We start from the raw sequence: 2,913 nt of genomic DNA, 5'->3' as shown, positions 1-2,913 counted from the left end.
ACTCTATATCGTTAAAGATGGCAAGATTTTTTTTGATAAGAAAATAAACGCTTCAGGGTCCGAAGGAGGGCGTGTCTTCAATTACGAAGAGAGAAGTATAAATACGGCTGTGAGAGAAATTAAAACATTTTCATTACCTCCCGGACGCTACTCTGCGGTAATTACCACCCTGGAGGATGTCCCTGTTTTTAATGATATTGAGAGTTTTTTTGAATTCACCTATTACGATCCAAAGATTTGATTTATGTAGAAAAAACAAAGAAAAATAACCAGTAGAGGAAATAATAAGTATGGAAAAGAAATACACTGTAACATCAAAATTTGGAGTGACGAAATGAAAGTATTACATATACATGAAAGATTTAAAAATTGGCGAAATATTATTGTTTTTATGAGCTGTACCTTATTAATGTCCTGCTCTAAGTACATTGATATATACAGGCCGATTGACGTATCGAAGTCTGGTCAATCAGTCAAAATTGATTTTGAACTCAGCAAGGAAGGTAATTATCAGTTTGCCTTACTGTTTGAAACTGGGGAGGGTCATGATGAAATGGCAAGGCGGTTTAAGTTTTTTGGGAGAGCTGATAAAGATGGAGTAATAATCCCTGTTTCACTCTATATCGTTAAAGATGGCAAGATTTTTTTTGATAAGAAAATAAACGCTTCAGGGTCCGAAGGAGGGCGTGTCTTCAATTACGAAGAGAGAAGTATAAATACGGCTGTGAGAGAAATTAAAACACTTTCGTTACCCCCCGGGCATTACTCTGCGGTCATTACCACTTTGGAGGATGTCCCGGTCTTTAATGGAATCGAGAGTTTTGTCGAATTCACTTATTACAATCCGAAAATTTAACGAGAATTACTTTATTTGGAGTGAAGAAATGAAAGTATTACGTATACATAAAAGATTTAAAAATTGGCGAAATATGATTATTTTTATGAGCTGTACATTATTAATGGCCTGCTCTAAGCCTATTGATATATACAAACCGATTGACGTATCGAAGTCTGGTCAATCAGTCAAAATTGATTTTGAAATTAGCAAGAAAGGGAATTATCAGTTTGCCTTGCTGTTTGATAAAGGGGATGACTATGAGGAAATGAAAAAGCGGCTTGAGTTGTTCGGGAATGTTGATAAGGACGGGATAATAACCCCTGTTTCGCTTCATTTGGTTAAAGATGGCAAGATTTTTTTTGACAAGAAAATAAATGCAGGAGGACGTGGTTGGGGACAGTCTTTCGATTACAAAGGGAGAAGCATAAATATGGCTGTGCGAAACATTAAAATACTTGAGTTATCCCCCGGACGCTACTCTGCAGTAATTACCACCCTGGAGGATGTGCCTGCTTTTAATGACATCAAGAGTTTTGTCGAATTCGCTTATTTTAATCCAAAAATTTGATTTATTCAGAAAAAACAAAGAGAAATAACAACTAGAGGAAATAATAAGTATGGAAAAAAAATACACTGTAACATCAAAATTTGGAGTGAAGAAATGAAAGTATTACGTATACATAAAAGGTTTAAAAATTGGCGCAATATTATTATTTTTATGAGCTGTACCTTATTAATGGCCTGCTCTAAGCCCATTGATATATACAAACCGATTGACGTATCGAAGTCTGGCCAGTCAGTCAAAATTGATTTTGAAATCAGCAAGACTGGAAATTATCAGTTTGTCCTGCTGTTTGCTACAGGGGATGATCATGATGAAATGAAAAGGCGGTTTAAGTTGTTCGGGAGTATTTATGATGACGGAGTAACAATCCCTGTTTCACTTTATCTGGTTAGAAATGATAAGGTTTTTTTTGATGAAAAAATAAACTCAGGGGGATACGACGGGGGGCAGTCTTTCTATTACGAAGAGAGAAGGGTAAATACGGCTGTGCGAGAAATTAAGACATTTTCGTTATCCCCCGGACGTTACTCTGCGGTCATTACCACTCTGGAGGATGTCCCTGCTTTTAATGGCATTGAGAGTTTTGTCGAGTTCGCCTATTACAATCCGAAAATTTGATTTATTCAGAAAAACAAAGAGAAATAACCAGTAGAGGAAATAACAAATATGGAAAAGAAATATACTGTAACCTACAAAGTAGCTCCACAGGGAGCGAAGTATGTTTATCAGGCCGATAAGAACGAGCATAAAGCTGGAGACGTACATTCTTCAACTGGCGGTCATATGTGGTATGTGTTAAGTGATGGGAACGGAAATGAACAAAGTTACGGTTTCGAGTCACGATATGATCAAATGCGTGGCCCCGGGCGAATAACTCCTTTGGATAATGCTGCCTACCAACAAACCTCCTATGAAACCACCATACCGTTGACTGAAGTTCAGTACAACATGTTAAGCGATTTTTCACAAAACCCACAGTCAGGTAAATTTGGATTTAAATTTGATGATACACGCTATAATCTGTTCACCAACAGTTGCGTAGATTTTGTGTTTTCATCATTAAAGGTCATTGGTTACAATGATAAAGGTTTTGAAGGAAATTTGTTCCCCAATAATAATGTTCATGTCTTACGGAACATGTTATACGGCGAAAAAGCTAAAATCATTCGTGCCAACCTTTTTATAAATGGTTATTTTGAAGAAAAGAATGGTCACTCACCGTCGACAAACTTAATTAACATTGATATCAATTCCTCCCCACAGCCGCAGAAACATATTCAGGGCGAAAACAAAGCGCAGCAGGATGTTGCCAACGGTTATATCCAAAATTCCGCGACCCATAAAATATTTACCCTCGCGGGCATTCTCAATAAAACCGATTTCGCTTCAACACAGATGGCTAGCCTTGCCACCGGCGGCATTCGTCCCGGTGAAATGCAGCTCGACCCCAATGTCCGGCCCAACGCCTATCTATCGCAGTTCTACCTCGACCTGACCTTGAATGGCAATA

At 37.9% G+C, this 2,913-nt stretch carries 4 protein-coding genes and 1 pseudogene; all 5 read left to right on the top strand.

The genetic code is table 11. From position 1 onward, the window contains the following. Window positions 1–241 (top strand): DUF5625 family protein (locus EAE89_RS22585; protein ID WP_244866727.1); only part of this gene is annotated, 241 nt, incomplete at its 5' end. A 93-nt stretch (window positions 242–334) separates the two neighbouring features. Next, window positions 335–856 carry a DUF5625 family protein gene (locus tag EAE89_RS22580; protein WP_214086628.1) on the top strand — a complete coding sequence of 174 codons (522 nt, stop codon included), beginning with the start codon at window positions 335–337 and terminating at the stop codon, window positions 854–856. Between the two features lie 28 nt (window positions 857–884). Beyond that, on the top strand, window positions 885–1,406 hold the full coding sequence (locus EAE89_RS22575; protein ID WP_149616068.1) for a DUF5625 family protein: 522 nt from the start codon (window positions 885–887) through the stop codon (window positions 1,404–1,406). A gap of 93 nt (window positions 1,407–1,499) precedes the next feature. Beyond that, window positions 1,500–2,021, top strand: coding sequence for a DUF5625 family protein (locus EAE89_RS22570; protein WP_054479844.1), 522 nt, complete (start codon window positions 1,500–1,502; stop codon window positions 2,019–2,021). A 48-nt stretch (window positions 2,022–2,069) separates the two neighbouring features. Beyond that, a pseudogene (locus EAE89_RS22565) lies at window positions 2,070–2,913 on the top strand (S8 family serine peptidase); the annotation flags it as partial.

This window comes from Photorhabdus heterorhabditis, from assembly GCF_018448905.1.
In the GTDB taxonomy this organism is placed as follows: Bacteria; Pseudomonadota; Gammaproteobacteria; order Enterobacterales; family Enterobacteriaceae; genus Photorhabdus; species Photorhabdus heterorhabditis.
This window is presented reverse-complemented; position numbering and strand designations above follow the sequence as displayed.

Bases quoted from the DNA above. Each gene is read 5' to 3' on its own strand.
- EAE89_RS22580 (WP_214086628.1), top strand. From the start codon at position 335: ATGAAAGTATTACATATACATGAAAGATTTAAAAATTGGCGAAATATT.
- EAE89_RS22575 (WP_149616068.1), top strand. From the start codon at position 885: ATGAAAGTATTACGTATACATAAAAGATTTAAAAATTGGCGAAATATG.
- EAE89_RS22570 (WP_054479844.1), top strand. From the start codon at position 1,500: ATGAAAGTATTACGTATACATAAAAGGTTTAAAAATTGGCGCAATATT.